Source organism: Lysobacter brunescens (assembly GCF_042677005.1).
Lineage (GTDB): Bacteria > Pseudomonadota > Gammaproteobacteria > Xanthomonadales > Xanthomonadaceae > Lysobacter_I > Lysobacter_I brunescens.
On record NZ_JBHTIF010000001.1, the window covers coordinates 2,517,385 to 2,530,970 of the forward strand.

Sequence of the window (13,586 nt, forward strand, 5' to 3'; positions counted from 1 at the left end):
ATCATGCAAGCCGCCGGTTGGCTCCCAGCTGAAGCGGGGCGGCCAGGGCGACCCCGTTCAGGCGCGGGCCGTCGGCGCCAAGCCGCAGGCGGCCTTCGGCGAGGAGACGGACGGTCTCGATCAGCAGCGGGTGCTCGACCGTCCGGACGCGTGCGCCGAGCGATTCGGCATCGTCCCCGGCCAACACCGGCACCCGTGCCTGGGCCAGCACCGGGCCGTCGTCGAGGTCGGCGGTGACCACGTGGACGCTGGCCCCGTGTTCGGCCACGCCCGCGTCCAGCGCCTGCAGGTGGGTGTGCAAGCCCTTGAAGGCCGGCAGCAGCGAGGGGTGCAGGTTGATCATCCGGTTCGGCCGGCGCTCGATCTGCGCGGCGGCGATGATCCGCATGTAGCCGGCGCAGACGATCAGATCCGCCTGCGCAGAGTCGACGGCGGCGAAGAAGGCTTCGTCGTGTTCCTCGCGGGTCGCGAACCGCTTCGGCGAGACCACCGTGGTCGCGATTCCCGCCGCGCGCGCGCGCTCCAGCGCGAAGGCTTTCGGTTTGTCGGAAAACAGGCCGACGATGTCGACGGCCAGCTCGCCGGCGGCGACGGCATCGATCAGCGCCTGCAGGTTGGTGCCGGCGCCGGAGGCGAGGACGGCGATGCGGAAGGGAGCGGGCATGGCAGCGTTCAGTCCTGCGGAGTGCGGTGTCGCCAGTAGCCCGGGCGCCGATGGCAATGCATCACGGCGAGGGTCGTGACGCGACCGTCGAATTCGGCGTAGAGGATCGCGTATGGAAAGACCCTGGCCAGATGGCGGCGGATGCCCGGCGCGAGTTCGGGCCAGCGTTCCGGCGCATCGGCGATCCGGTCGAGTGCGCTTTCGATGCTCGCGACAAAGCGGGCGCCGAGGCCGGGATGTTCCTGTTCATAGTGGACGACCGCAGCCTCGAATTCGGCCAGCGCCTCCGGGTGAAACGCGATGACTCTCATTTCAATCGGGTGCGGATGCGCGCCAGCGCCTCGTCACGTGGAATCGCCTGCACTTCGCCGCTTCGCAGGGCATCGAGCCGTGCGCGGGATTCGTCGATCCATGCGGCTCGGATGTCGTCGTCGGTGAGCGGGTCGAGGCTTTCGACGAGGCGGTCCGCCAGCAATGCGCGGGCGTCGCTGGACAGCGCCAGTGCGAGTTCGGCGATCTTTTCGACGGGCAGGCTCATGCAGTCGAGGATACGCCGGAGGTGGAATCCGGACAACGCGAGCCGGTCGCGCGCGGCCTGTTCATGGTGCGGTGCCCGGGATATGGCGCGCCCGCCACGGCCAGGTCGCCAGCGCGCCGAGCGTGGCGAGCAGCATGTCCATGTGCGCGTCCCAGATGTCGCCCTGCTGGCCGTTGTAGGCCTCGGCCTGTTCCGGCGACAGCAGCAGTGCGATGGCCCATTCCAGCCATTCGTAGATCAGGCTGGATGCCATGATCGCCAGCACGGCGAGCGTGAACGCGCCGCCGGCGCCGATGCCCGGCCAGCGCTGCCGGGCGTGGGCGGCGAGCGCGGCGGTGAAGCACAGGCCGTAGAGCAGGTGGATCAGCCGGTCGAAATGATTGCGTTCCCAGCCGAACGCCTGCTGCGGCGACCAGTCGAAGACAGCGCGGCACCAGGCGTCGTAGGGCACGTTCGAATACAGCCAGCGCGCGGCGATGCAGTGGATCGCGATGAAGGCGCAGATGGCGATGAAGTCGCCGCTGCGCATCGGCCAGCGGCGGTCGTGCAGGACAAGCCAGATCAGGCCGACCACGGCCAGCGAGCCGTGCAGCGCCTGTTCCAGCGGCCACAGCGGCGAGATCCAGGTGATCGCGAACACCGCGAGGGTGAGCGCGAAGGCGGTCCTCTTCGCGATGTCCGCGCGTGCGGAAGCCAAGCCGCGGTCAGCCGAAGTGATCAGCCGACGTGATCAGCCGATCCGCACCCGCTCGCCTTCACCGGCGGCGGTGACGACCTGGCCGATCGTCCAGTGCGTCAGTTCGAGGCGGTCGAGTTCGCCGCCGATCGCGGCGACGGCGGCCTGCGGGACGATCAGCACGAAACCGATCCCGCAGTTGAAGGTGCGCCACATGTCCTCGCTCGGCACGTTGCCTTCGCGCTGCAGCCACTGGAAGACAGGCGGCAGCGTCCACGCAGCGGCATCGATGTCCAGGCCCAGACCGTCGGGCACGACGCGGATGATGTTCTCGGTCAGGCCGCCGCCGGTGATGTGCGCCATCGCGTGGATGTCGCCGCCGTGGGCGCCGCCGAGCAGTTCGAGGATGGGTTTGACGTACAGGCGCGTCGGTTCCATCAGCGCGTCGATCAGCTTCACGCCATTGCCGAGGTCGAGGTCGGCCGGACGACCGGCGCGGTCGTAGATCTTGCGGATCAGCGAATAGCCGTTGGAATGCGGGCCGCTGGAGGCGATGCCGATCAGCACGTCGCCTTCGCGCACCTTCGCGCCGTCGAGGATCTTCGATTTCTCCACGCCGGCGACGCAGAAACCGGCCAGGTCGTATTCGCCCGGCGGGTACATGTCGGGCATTTCCGCGGTTTCGCCGCCGATCAGCGCGCAGCCCGAGAGTTCGCAGCCCTTGGCGATGCCGCCGACCACGGCGACCGTGGTGTCGACATCGAGCTTGCCGGTGGCGAAGTAGTCGAGGAAGAACAGCGGCTCGGCGCCCTGCACCAGCACGTCGTTCACGCACATGGCGACCAGGTCGATGCCGATGGTGTCGTGGCGGTTGAGCTGCTGGGCCAATTTCAGTTTGGTACCGACGCCGTCGGTGCCCGAGACCAGCACCGGCTCCTTGTACTTGGCCGAGAGGTCGAACATCGCGCCGAACCCGCCGAGGCCGCCCATCACTTCGGGGCGGAAGCTGCGCTTGACCAGCGGCTTGATGCGCTCGACGACTTCGTTGCCCGCGTCGATGTCGACGCCGGCGTCGCGGTAGGTCAGGGCGGAGGGGGCGGAGGGAGTCTGGGTCACGGCGAGGGCTGCGGGCGCGGGAAACCGCCATTGTAGCCGCTGGGGCCGGGGCGGGCCTACGTCGGTGACGCCGGTGCGCCATCCGTCGGGGCATGGAGCGGGGCAGTTGTGGCACCATTTCCGGCGTTGGCCAATGTCCGGGACGAAACGATGCGGCAGTCGAGGTGGTGGGTGGTGCGCGGAATGCTGGGGCTGTGCCTCGCCGTGGGTCTGCTGGCGGGGCTGCCGGCCGGGACCGCGTCCGCGCAGCGCGTGGAAGGCGATCGCGCCGGCGCCAGCGGCGTTTTCGAGGCCGAAGTGCCGGTGAACAACCAGACCGACACCGAGCGCAACAACGGGTTCGCCCGCGCGCTGGCCCAGGTCCTGGCGAAGATCAGCGGCGATCGCGCCGCGACCGCCCGCCCGGGCGTCGGCCAGGAATTGCGCCGCGCCAGGGAATACGTCGCCAGCTACGACTACCGCCAGGACCAGGGCGTCTCCGCGACCGGCGCGCCGACCTTCCGCACCACGCTGGTCGTGCGCTTCGACCAAGCCAAGGTCGAAGGCGTGATCTCCGCGCTGGGCCTGCCGGTCTGGCCGCAGCCGCGCCCCAAGCCGGTGCTGTGGCTGGCGATCGACGACGGCAAGGGTCCGCGCCTGGTCGGCGTGAACCAGAGCAATGCCGCCCGCGCCATCCTCGACCGTGCGATCGAGCGCGGCTACCGCCTCGGCCTGCCGACCGGCAGCGCCGCCGAACTGGCCGCCGTCGGCGCCATCTGGCGCGGCGACAGCGGCGCGATCTCGCGCCTCTCGGCCCGCTACAGCCCGCCGATGCAGCTGATCGGCAAGCTCTACCGCAAGGGCACCGGCTGGAAGGCCGACTGGGTGTTCGTCGACGCCGGCCGCGTGCTGTCCAAGTGGTCCAGCGAGGACGGCGATGCCCGCCGCGCGATGGCCGCAGGCGCCGACGGCGCCGCCGATGCGCTGATCCGCCGCTACGCCCGCCAGAGCGGTGGCGCGGGTCCGGCGGGCAATTACCGCGTGCAGATCACCGGTATCGACAGCGCCGACGATTACATCCGCCTGATGTCGCACCTGCAGGAGATTTCGGTGGTCCGCAAGATCCGTCCGATCAGCGCCGGCCCCGACGGCCTGCTGCTGGAACTGGACCTGGTCAGCGGCCTGCCGGGCTTCCGTCGCATGATCCAGGGACGCGGCATCCTGGTCGGCAACGAGCCGCCGGCGGCCACGGACGACGGTGAGGCGCCGACGCCGCCGGCCGTGCCGGTCTTCGACCTGCGGTGACATCGACCTGCGCCGGCGTCGACCTGCATGCCGCGCGTGCAGGCGATGCCAGCACTTCCTTTCGTACCGACCACCATCACGGGCCCTGACCGCATGACCACCGAATCGACGCCCAGCGGCCCGTCCAACGGCCTGCCGAACCCCGGTCTGCCGGGTGCTCCTCCGCCCAGTCTCGGCCCGGTCGAGGACATCGCCACGTTCTTCCGCCGCCTGCAGTGGGCCCTGCTGCTGGTCGGCGTCGGTCTGCTGATCTGGGTGCTGACGCCGGTGCTGACCCCGTTCGCTGCCTCGCTGCTGCTGGCCTGGCTGGGCGATCCGGTGGTCGACCGCCTCGAAAAGCGCGGCTTCTCGCGGAATGCCTCGGTCGGGCTGGTGTTCACCGTGATGCTGCTGGTGATGATCGTGCTGGTGCTGGTGCTGATCCCGCTGGTGCAGAGCCAGGTTGAGGTGCTGGCGCGTTCGATCCCGGTCTATTTCGAGTGGGTGGTGCGCACCGGCCTGCCGTGGCTGCAGGAGAAGACCGGCATGGACGTGATGACCTGGCTCGATCCGGACTACCTGCTCGACATGCTCAAGCGCAACTGGCAGGGCGCCAGCGGCATCGCCACGCAGGTGCTCGGCATGGTCACGCAGTCCGGCTTCACCGTGCTCGGCTGGTTTGCGAACCTCGTCCTGATCCCGTTCCTGACCTTCTTCTTCCTGCGCGACTGGGACCTGCTGGTGCAGCGCGTCGCCGCGCTGGTGCCGCGCGATCGCGTCGACACCATTTCCATGCTGGCGAAGGAATCCGACGCCGTGCTCGGCAGCTTCCTGCGCGGCCAGTTCATGGTGATGCTGGCGATGGGCGTGTTCTATGCGCTGGGCCTGTGGCTGGTGGGCCTGGAAGTGGGCGTGCTGATCGGCGTCGCCGCCGGCCTGCTCACCTTCATCCCCTACATCGGTCCGACCACGGTGCTTGTCGGCGGCGTCATCGCCGCACTGGTGCAGTTCGGCGACTGGCAGCACATCGTCGGCGTGCTCGCGGTGTGGGGCATCGGCCAGTTGCTGGAAAGCTACGTCCTCACGCCCAAGCTGGTGGGTGATCGCGTCGGCCTGGGCCCGGTGACCGTGGTGTTCGCGGTGATGGCCGGCGGCACGCTGTTCGGTTTCCTCGGCATGCTGCTCGCGCTGCCGGTCGCGGCGGTGGCGAACGTGGTGATCCGTCATGCGCACGCGCGCTACACCGCGAGCCGCTTCTATCTCGGCGATGGCGCGAACGGGCCGAAGATCGAGATCGCGGGCACGCACCATGCCCGCACGGCGTCCGACGAGACGTCCAAGCCGACGGACACCGTGTGACCGAATCGAAGTCCCCCATGGCCCCGGCGCAACTGCCGTTGGCGCTGCGTTTCCCGCCCGACCAGCGTTTCGAGACCTTCGTCGCCGCGCCCGATGGTGCGCTCGCGCAGCTGCGCGCGCTCGCGCGTGGCGACGCCGGCAGCGTCTACGTCGCCGGCGCCAGCACCACCGGCAAGACGCATCTGCTGCTCGCTGCCTGCGCCGAAGCCGAACAGGCCGGGCGCCGCGTCGCCTACCTGCCGATGCTCGCCGCCGCAGGCCGCCTGCGCGACGCGCTCGACGCGCTGGAACAGGCCGACCTGGTCGCGCTCGACGGCCTCGACATCGTCGCCGGCAATCGCGACGACGAGATCGCATTGTTCGACGCGCACAACCGCGCACACGACGCCGGCCGTCGCATGCTCTACGCCGCCCGCGTCATGCCCGACGCCCTGCCGCTGACCTTGCCGGACCTGCGCTCGCGCCTCTCGCAATGCGCACGCATCGCACTCGAACCGCTCGACGACGCCGGCCGCGCCGACGTCCTGCGCCTCCGCGCGCAGCGCCGTGGCCTGCAGCTCGACGATGCTGCCATCGACTGGCTCCTCAAGCGCGTCGACCGCGACCTGGTCACGCTCACCGTGCTGCTGGATCGGCTGGATCGCGAATCGCTGGCGGCGCAGCGAAGGTTGACGGTGCCGTTTTTGAGGCAGGTGTTGGGGGGGTGAGTGTCACCCGATGCATTCGCACAGCAATTAAAGCGGGATCCATTGGTGCAAGATGGATGCTTGCCTAAAAACTCAGGAGGTCGGAATTGTGAGCTCGCTTAATCACTCCAGATGCTCCATGTTGGAGGAACGCGGTCAGGAGGGTGCTTCCACCTATTGAAGAGCACTTTGGTAGGGTCAAGGTAGGCTGAGCCGTCGCGCAACTTCAGATTGCCCTCTGGTGTTGTGTTGAAAGTCTCTGTTCGACGGCTGCCAGTTTCTTCATTAACCCTGCTGCCGACATATTTCCAGTCTGGTGCATCGTGCATGTGTCCGTTCAACCAAGCGAACATCACGTGAACAAACTGGATATCGCCATTGTCGGTAAAGTTGTAGCAAGCGACGACATGCCATCCATCATGGCCATTGTGGCTTTCTCCGCCTTTGCCAATCCTCAGGGTGGTCTTGACCTCTAAACCTCCTGAGGCACCGTTGTTCGCCCAAGGGTTGATGAGGTCAGGGTAGCGCTGGTCGTGGTTGTGTTTGTAAGGAGAGCAGTAGTGGAAACTGTCTGCCAAGATGTTGCTTACCAAACCGGAAAAGTTGTTCCCTTGAATCAAGTTCTGCAACGTTTCCCCGCTTTCTGCGACCATGTTTCGGTTGATTCTATGAATCACCGACTGGGTGCGGTTTAGAACATTTCGTAGATGTTCGAAAGAAAGGCCTTCAGGCAGAGGCACACCGCAACGAAAGAAGGATGGGTTGACAAGAGGGGCGAAGTGTCCTGATGCGTTGTCATAAGCAGTAGGGATAAGGGTTCGAATCGAAACGCCTAGCCCTGCACAGATGGCCTCCAACACCCCTATTGTGAAGTTTTCTCGTCCAGTCTCAATGCCCGAGAGATACTGGTACGAAATTCCGGCCTTCATGGCAAGTCCTTCCTGCGTCAGTCCGGCTCTCTCCCGGAAAAGGCGCACGCATGCCCCAATGATTTGTTGTGCTTCCGATGTCATGTGCAGAATGTAGCTTTCTGCGCCCTTGACAGTCTTTCAACTATAGGCGAACCTGCTGCATGGCCTTCACCATTCACAACCGAGACTGCTTCAATTGGCTTAAGGAACAAGCGCCTAACTCCTTTCACGCAGTCCTTACAGACCCACCCTTTGGAGTTGTGGAATTCACTCCGGAAGAAGTGGCTAAGCTTCGTGCCGGTCGCGGCGGCGTCTGGCGCATTCCACCAAGGATCGGCGGCAGCGAGCGTGCTCCGCTGCCGAGGTTCACGACTCTCACGACTGAACAACGAGAGCATGTCCGAACATATTTCCGAAGCTTTGGGAGTGCTCTAGAGCCTGCTCTTGTTCCAGGTGCGCACGTGATGATTGCGGGCACTCCAATGCTTCAGTTCTTGGTTCAGGATGGTATGGCTGCCGCAGGCTTCGAAGTTAGAGGCGCTGTTATGAGGTTGTACAGAGGCTTTAGAGGGGGGGATCGTCCAAAGCTCGCCGAGGAAGAATTTCCGGAGGTCTGTGTAACCCCTAGGGGCAATTACGAGCCATGGATGATTTTTCGCAAACCCATATCAGAGCGTACTGTGGCGGAAAACCTGAGAAAATGGGGTGTAGGCGCACTTCGTCGCATCAATGCCGACAGTCCTTTTCCTGATGTAATTCAGTCAGGAAAGACCCCCGCGTCTGAAGAAGCTGTTGGCGATCATCCGACACAAAAGCCTCAGCACATCCTGCGCATTTTGGCGCGATCCCTTCTTCCCTTGGGTAAGGGGGTGATTCTTGAACCATTTGCAGGCAGTGGCTCTACCGTCGCCGCATGCGAAGCGATAGGCTACGACAGCGTAGGCGTGGAGCTGGATGCACACCACTACGGAAATCTTCGCAAAAACATCGATCTTCTCAAGTCAATGTACCCAAACTTCAAAGGCGAGAGTCTTGAGCCCATAACTGACGGTTCCACAACAAAAGCTAGAGTTGGGAAGCGGGCGGTCAGTCAATTGGGCTTGATTTAATCTTGTATCTAGGCTGTGAGTGCCATAGGTCGGCTCAAGCCCGCCGAAACGGAGTTGCGAACTGCAAGCGGCAGTATGTCTCCGATACGTGCATTCGATTGTGTGCGGAATATCGTGCGTTGCAATGGCGGGCTTGAGCCCGCCCTACAGAAGTGACGCGTCCTACGAGTCCTGATCGTTCGCCGAACCGAGTTGCCGATCCAGCTCCGCCAACCGCTCCGGCGTCCCTACATCCGTCCAGCGTCCGCGATGGTGCTCGCCACGCACGCGGCCGCGTTGCATCGCGGCGCGGAGCAGGGGGGCGAGCTTGAAGCGGGGCGGGGAGGCGGTGGAGTCGGGGTTTTCGCCGATAACGTCGAGCCACTGGTCGAACAGGCGGGCGCGGTAGACGCCGATGCCGGCGAAGGTGAGCCGCGAGGCGCCCTCGGAGGCGACGTGGCCGTCGGACTGCAGGGCGAAATCGCCGCCTGGGTTGTGCTCGGGGTTGTCGACCAGCACCAGGTGCGCGTCGTCGGCGATGTCGCGCGGCAGGCGGGCGAAGTCGTAGTCGGTCCAGATGTCGCCGTTCACCGCGATGAACGGGGTCGACATCTCGTTGTATTCCAGCAGGGTCAGCGCGTTCCACACGCCGCCGCCGGTTTCCAGCGGCGTCGGGCCTTCGTAGCAGAAGTGCAGGCGCAGGCCCCAGATGCGGCCGTCGCCGAGCGTTTCGGAGAACTGGTGGGCGAGCCAGGAGGTGTTGATGACCACGTCGCGGATGCCGATCGCGGCGAGTTTCTCCAGGTGCCAGACGATCAGCGGCTTGCCGCCGACCCGCAGCAGCGGTTTCGGCGTGGTGTCGGTGAGCGGTCGCATGCGCTCGCCGAGGCCGGCGGCGAAGATCAGGGCCTTCATCGCGCCACCGTCATGCGGCGGCCAGCGCGGGCTTGACGTGACGCGCGATCAGCTCGGCCAGCGGCGCCAGTTCGGGGTATTTCGGCAGCACGCCATCGAGGTAAGCGAAGAAGCGGGCGACATCGGCCACGTACTTGGGCTTGTGGTCGCGCAGGTTGAGGCGGGCGAAGATGCCGATGACCTTGAGATGGCGGTGCACGCCGATCCAGTCGGCGTCGCGGCGGAACCGGGCCAGTTCGGGCACCGGCAGGCCGGCAGCGTAGGCGCGGGCGTGGTAGTGGTCCAGCCACGCGTCGACGCGGTGCTCCGGCCAGCTCAGGAAGGCGTCCTTGAACAGGCAGATCGGGTCGTAGGCGATCGGGCCGAGCACGGCGTCCTGGAAGTCCAGCACCGCCGGGCCATCGTCGCCGACGGGCATCAGGTTGCGCGGCATGAAATCGCGATGCACCAGCACGCGCGGCTGGGCCAGCGCGGCATCGATCAGGCGACGGTAGACCAGTTCGAGCTGCTCCAGGTCGCCGCAGTCCAGGCTCACGCCGAGATGGCGGCCGAGGAACCATTCGTCGAACAGGCGCAGTTCGCGCGCCAGCAGGTCCTCGTCGTAGGCGGGGAAGCCTGTCGGCACGGGCGTGGCCTGCAGCTTGAGGAGCTGGTCGATCGCGGCGTCGAACAGCGCGCCGGCGTTGTCGGCGTCGATGACGTGGAGATAGGTGTGATGGCCCAGGTCTTCGAGCAGCAGGAAGCCGGTGGCCTCGTCGATGGCCAGCACGTCCGGCACGCGAACCCCGCCGGCGGCGATGAGTTCGCGCACCTGCAGCCAGGGGCGCACGTCCTCCTTGTCCGGCGGCGAGTCCATCACGATGACCGTGCCGTCGCCGGTGCGCCCCCGCCAGTAGCTGCGGAACCCCGCGTCCATCGAGGCGCGCTCCAGCACCAGTCCGGCGTCGCCGGTGGCGGCACGGGCCCAGTCGGTGCGGGCGGCGGCGCGGGGGTCGAGGTCGGCGTTCGGTGCGATCGTGTGGGACGACTGGGTCATGCGGCACGGTGGGTTGGGCGAATGCGACAGGGTATAAGCCCGGCCGCCCCCGCGCCATATTCCTGCAACGGACCGGCCCGCCTGAACGGCACCGGGAGATCGCATGCGGGCGTTTAGTACACTCACCGGATCGTTTTCGCGGAGCGGGTCATGGCGTCATTGCAGCCGGTGTTGTTGTCGGGCGGGTCCGGAACGCGGCTGTGGCCGCTGTCGCGGGAGGCCTATCCGAAGCAGTTCCTGGCGCTGGCCGGCGAGTACACCATGCTGCAGGCCACCTGGCGCCGGGTGGCGGCTCTGTCTGATGCCGCGCCGCTGGTGGTGGCCAACGAGGACCACCGCTTCCTGGTCGCCGAGCAGCTCCGGGTCATCGGGGCGCCGGCCGCGCGCATCGTGCTCGAGCCGGTGGGTCGGAACACCGCCCCCGCCATCGCCGCCGCCGCCCTGGTCGCGATGGCTGACGGCAGCGACCCGCTGCTGCTGGTGCTGCCGTCCGACCACGTGGTCCGCGATGCCGAGGCCTTCCGCGCCGCAGTGACTGCCGCCATGCCGGCCGCCGAGGCCGGTGCGCTGGTGACGTTCGGCATCGTGCCGCAGGCACCCGAGACTGGATTTGGCTACATTCAGGCCGATACTGGCGACAGCGTGCGGCGCGTGCTGCGCTTCGTCGAGAAGCCCGATGCCGCGACCGCGCAGGCCTACCTCGACGACGGCGGCTATTTCTGGAACAGCGGCATGTTCCTGTTCCGCGCTTCCCGCTATCTCGAAGAACTCGGCCGCCATCGGCCCGACATCGCCGCCGCCGCGCGCGCCGCCTGCGCGCATCTCGATCACGACGCGCTGTCGCAGGGCGGCGAGTTCCTCCGGCTCGATCGCGACGCCTTCGCCGCGTCGCCGTCGGAATCGATCGATTACGCGGTGATGGAGAAGACCGACGCCGCGATGGTGCTGCCGGTCGACATCGGCTGGAACGACGTCGGCTCGTGGTCTGCGCTGTGGGAGGTGAGCGAGCAGGACGGCGACGGCAACGCCCACCATGGCGACGTGATCGCGATCGACAGCCGCAACAGCTATGCCTATGCGCGCCGGCTGGTCGCGCTGGTCGGCGTGGACGATCTGGTGGTCGTCGAGACCGACGACGCGGTGCTGGTCGCGGCAAAGGACAAGGTGCAGGAGGTCAAGCAGGTGGTCGCGCGCCTGAAGGCCGAGCAGCGCTCGCAGGCCGCGCTGCATCGCGAAGTGCATCGCCCCTGGGGCAGTTACGACTCGGTCGATGCCGGCGACGGCTTCCAGGTCAAGCGCATCAAGGTCAAGCCCGGCGCCGCGTTGTCGCTGCAGTCCCATGAACGTCGCGCCGAACACTGGATCGTCGTGCGCGGTACCGCGCGCGTCACCCGCAACAACGACGTGTTCGAGCTGTTCGCCAACCAGTCGACCTACATCCCGATCGGCGCGAAGCATCGACTCGAAAACCCGGGAACGGAGATGCTGGAGCTGATCGAGGTGCAGTCCGGCGACTACCTCGGCGAGGACGACATCGTGCGCTACGAGGATGTATATGGGCGGGGGTGAGGCGTGAGGCGTTCGTGCGAACGGCGATGGGCGTGATCCTCGCCCTCTTCGACTTCGACGGCACGATCACCACGCGGGAGATGATGCCGGACTTCGTGCGCATGGCGGTGCCGCGCGCGCGCCTGCGCCTGTGGGGCACGCTGCTCGCGCCGTGGGTGTTCGGCTACAAGGCCGGCTGGGTGTCGGGTTCGAACATCCGGGGCAAGATCGTCCGCGCCGGGTTCAGCCGGATGCCCGAGGCCGATTACCGCGCGGCGGGCGAACGTTTCGCGCGCGACGTGCTGCCGCGCGTGCTGCGACCGGAGGCGATGGCACGGATCGCGTGGCACAAGGCGCGGGGCGACGCCATTGCTGTGGTGTCCGGCGGCTTCGACGTGTACCTGTCGCACTGGTGCCGCGCGCAGGGCATCGATCTGCTGTGCTCGAAGCTGGAGGTCGTCGACGGCGTGCTCACCGGTCGTTTCGACGGCGCGCAGTGCGTGCGCGAGGAGAAGGCGCGGCGGGTGCGCGAACGCTACGTGCTGCGCGAGTTCTCGGCGGTGCATGCCTACGGCGACACAGCGGAGGATGCGGAGCTGCTGGCGCTCGCGGACGAGAGCTGGTTCCGGGTGTGGCCGACCGGGGAAGGCGAGTCGCCGGTGAATTGACCTCCTCCCCCGCATGCGGGGGAGGATTGAGGAGGGGGAGCTCCGGTCCCGCATTGCCCCCATCCCGACCTTCCCCCGCATGCGGGGGAAGGAGAACAACCGGCGGAGTCAGTTCATCGCGATCAGTTCGTGACGATCAATCCAGCGACGCCAGCCACTCGTCGTCGGAGCCGTCGCTGATGCCTTCGAACAGGAAGGTCGACAGATAGCGTTCGCCGGTGTCGGGCAGCATGGTCAGCAGCACCGAACCTTCCGGTGCGCTTTCCGCGACCTTCAGCGCGGCGGCGGCGGTGGCGCCGGCGGAGAGGCCGACGAACAGGCCTTCCTCGATCGCGAGGCGACGCGCGGTGTCGCGCGCGACCACATCTTCGATGGGAACGATCTCGTCGGCGATCGTGCGGCTCAGCACGTCCGGCAGGAAGTCCGGGGTCCAGCCCTGGATCTTGTGCGGCTGCCATTCCTTGCCGCCGAGCAGCTGCGCGCCGGCCGGTTCGCTGGAGATGACCTTGATGTCCGGGCGCGCGAGCTTGAGCACTTCGCCGGCGCCGGTGATCGTGCCGCCGGTGCCCCAGCCGCTGACGAAGTAGTCGAGCCGCTTGCCGGCGAAATCGCGCAGGATTTCCGGGCCGGTGGTGCTGCGGTGGTAGGCCGGGTTGGCTTCGTTCTCGAACTGGCGTGCGAGGAACCAGCCGTGCTTCGCGGCGAGCTCCTTGGCCTTGCGCACCATGCCGCTGCCTCGCTCGGCGGCGGGGGTGAGGATGACCTTGGCGCCGTAGGCGCGCATGAGCTTGCGGCGTTCGACCGAGAAGGTCTCGGTCATGATCGCCACGAAGGGATAGCCGCGCGCGGCGGCGACCATCGCCAGCGCGACGCCGGTGTTGCCCGAGGTGGCTTCGACAATCGTCTGGCCGGGGCGCAGCAGGCCCTTGCGTTCGGCATCGAGCACGATCGCCAGCGCGAGGCGGTCCTTGACCGAGCCGCCGGGATTGAAGGATTCGACCTTGGCGTAGAGCGTCACGTGTTTCGGCGCGAGACGGTGCAGTTTGACGATCGGCGTGTTGCCGATGGTGTCGAGGATGCTGTCGTGGAGAGCCATGGGATGTCCTGGAGCGGTGTCG

Annotated in this window: 15 protein-coding genes; 6 read left to right on the forward strand and 9 right to left on the reverse strand. The window is 66.8% G+C overall.

What is annotated here, in order from left to right:
- Position 1: 1 nt before the first annotated feature.
- The 5 genes from purN to purM all read right to left on the reverse strand — a co-directional run bounded on the left by purN (position 2) and on the right by purM (position 2,994).
- Positions 2-664 carry a phosphoribosylglycinamide formyltransferase gene (gene purN / locus ACFQ0E_RS11190; protein ID WP_386823712.1) on the reverse strand — a complete coding sequence of 221 codons (663 nt, stop codon included), beginning with the start codon at positions 662-664 and terminating at the stop codon, positions 2-4.
- Between the two features lie 8 nt (positions 665-672).
- A complete protein-coding gene (locus ACFQ0E_RS11195; protein ID WP_386823713.1) occupies positions 673-975 on the reverse strand; it encodes a type II toxin-antitoxin system RelE/ParE family toxin in 303 nt (100 codons plus the stop codon).
- Positions 972-1,202 carry an addiction module protein gene (locus tag ACFQ0E_RS11200; RefSeq protein ID WP_386823714.1) on the reverse strand — a complete coding sequence of 77 codons (231 nt, stop codon included), beginning with the start codon at positions 1,200-1,202 and terminating at the stop codon, positions 972-974. The genes ACFQ0E_RS11195 and ACFQ0E_RS11200 overlap by 4 nt, the downstream gene beginning before the upstream one ends.
- 61 nt (positions 1,203-1,263) lie before the next feature.
- Positions 1,264-1,899, reverse strand: a complete 636-nt coding sequence (locus tag ACFQ0E_RS11205; protein ID WP_386823715.1) for a DUF2238 domain-containing protein — start codon at positions 1,897-1,899, stop codon at positions 1,264-1,266.
- 33 nt (positions 1,900-1,932) lie between these two features.
- Positions 1,933-2,994, reverse strand: a complete 1,062-nt coding sequence (gene purM / locus ACFQ0E_RS11210; protein ID WP_386823716.1) for a phosphoribosylformylglycinamidine cyclo-ligase — start codon at positions 2,992-2,994, stop codon at positions 1,933-1,935.
- A gap of 150 nt (positions 2,995-3,144) precedes the next feature.
- Here purM and ACFQ0E_RS11215 point away from each other — a divergent pair, with 150 nt between their 5' ends.
- The 3 genes from ACFQ0E_RS11215 to hda all read left to right on the forward strand — a co-directional run bounded on the left by ACFQ0E_RS11215 (position 3,145) and on the right by hda (position 6,323).
- Entirely contained in the window at positions 3,145-4,278 is a 1,134-nt protein-coding gene (locus ACFQ0E_RS11215; protein ID WP_386823717.1) for a DUF2066 domain-containing protein, read from the forward strand.
- 93 nt (positions 4,279-4,371) lie between these two features.
- Positions 4,372-5,616, forward strand: a complete 1,245-nt coding sequence (locus ACFQ0E_RS11220; RefSeq protein ID WP_386823718.1) for an AI-2E family transporter — start codon at positions 4,372-4,374, stop codon at positions 5,614-5,616.
- A gap of 17 nt (positions 5,617-5,633) precedes the next feature.
- Entirely contained in the window at positions 5,634-6,323 is a 690-nt protein-coding gene (gene hda, locus ACFQ0E_RS11225) for a DnaA regulatory inactivator Hda (RefSeq protein WP_386823719.1), read from the forward strand.
- Positions 6,324-6,421: 98 nt separating this feature from the next.
- On the opposite strand, the gene ACFQ0E_RS11230 is transcribed toward hda, so the two are convergent.
- Positions 6,422-7,315 carry a helix-turn-helix domain-containing protein gene (locus ACFQ0E_RS11230; protein ID WP_386823720.1) on the reverse strand — a complete coding sequence of 298 codons (894 nt, stop codon included), beginning with the start codon at positions 7,313-7,315 and terminating at the stop codon, positions 6,422-6,424.
- Positions 7,316-7,374: 59 nt separating this feature from the next.
- Here ACFQ0E_RS11230 and ACFQ0E_RS11235 point away from each other — a divergent pair, with 59 nt between their 5' ends.
- On the forward strand, positions 7,375-8,322 hold the full coding sequence (locus ACFQ0E_RS11235; RefSeq protein WP_386823721.1) for a DNA methyltransferase: 948 nt from the start codon (positions 7,375-7,377) through the stop codon (positions 8,320-8,322).
- Positions 8,323-8,484: 162 nt separating this feature from the next.
- On the opposite strand, the gene murU is transcribed toward ACFQ0E_RS11235, so the two are convergent.
- Together murU and ACFQ0E_RS11245 are read right to left on the reverse strand one after the other, a co-directional pair.
- On the reverse strand, positions 8,485-9,216 hold the full coding sequence (murU, locus tag ACFQ0E_RS11240; RefSeq protein ID WP_386823722.1) for an N-acetylmuramate alpha-1-phosphate uridylyltransferase MurU: 732 nt from the start codon (positions 9,214-9,216) through the stop codon (positions 8,485-8,487).
- A gap of 10 nt (positions 9,217-9,226) precedes the next feature.
- Positions 9,227-10,252: an aminoglycoside phosphotransferase family protein gene (locus tag ACFQ0E_RS11245; RefSeq protein ID WP_386823723.1), complete on the reverse strand. Its 1,026-nt coding sequence runs from the start codon at positions 10,250-10,252 to the stop codon at positions 9,227-9,229.
- Between the two features lie 150 nt (positions 10,253-10,402).
- On the opposite strand from ACFQ0E_RS11245, the gene ACFQ0E_RS11250 reads away from it, so the two are divergent.
- Both ACFQ0E_RS11250 and ACFQ0E_RS11255 read left to right on the forward strand, forming a co-directional pair.
- Complete coding sequence (locus ACFQ0E_RS11250; RefSeq protein WP_386823724.1) at positions 10,403-11,821, forward strand: mannose-1-phosphate guanylyltransferase/mannose-6-phosphate isomerase; 1,419 nt, start codon at positions 10,403-10,405, stop codon at positions 11,819-11,821.
- 32 nt (positions 11,822-11,853) lie between these two features.
- Positions 11,854-12,468, forward strand: coding sequence for an HAD family hydrolase (locus ACFQ0E_RS11255; RefSeq protein WP_386823725.1), 615 nt, complete (start codon positions 11,854-11,856; stop codon positions 12,466-12,468).
- Between the two features lie 136 nt (positions 12,469-12,604).
- Here ACFQ0E_RS11255 and cysK read toward each other — a convergent pair whose 3' ends face one another.
- Positions 12,605-13,564, reverse strand: coding sequence for a cysteine synthase A (gene cysK, locus ACFQ0E_RS11260; protein ID WP_386823726.1), 960 nt, complete (start codon positions 13,562-13,564; stop codon positions 12,605-12,607).
- Positions 13,565-13,586 lie beyond the last annotated feature (22 nt).